This window comes from Rhizobium sp. SVR5-2C (genome assembly GCF_056755115.1).
Window position 1 is genome coordinate 1 of the sequence record NZ_JBNDHT010000465.1, and the last position, 254, is coordinate 254.

1 pseudogene is annotated in these 254 nt (G+C 62.2%); it reads right to left on the reverse strand.

What is annotated here, in order from left to right:
- Positions 1-254 (reverse strand): annotated as a pseudogene (gene cpsB / locus ACPYOI_RS36550) (mannose-1-phosphate guanylyltransferase/mannose-6-phosphate isomerase); the annotation flags it as partial.

Consider the following 254-nt stretch of genomic DNA (forward strand, 5'->3'; position numbering starts at 1 on the left):
GGTCATGACCAGCGAATTCCTGGTGTTGACCAGCGTGGTGTTGGCGGCCGCCCGATTACCCTCGGCCTCCCGCTTTCCGCTTTTCCAGACGGAACCCCAGCTTCCAAGGTCCGACCAGCTGAACCGGGCGGGCACGACCGCCGCGTTTTCCTTCTTCTCCATGATCGCGTAGTCGATCGAGATGTCCGGGCACTGCGCAAAGCTCTGAGCGTCAAGCCGTGTGAAATCGAGGTCTCGCGCGGCCTTCTTGACGG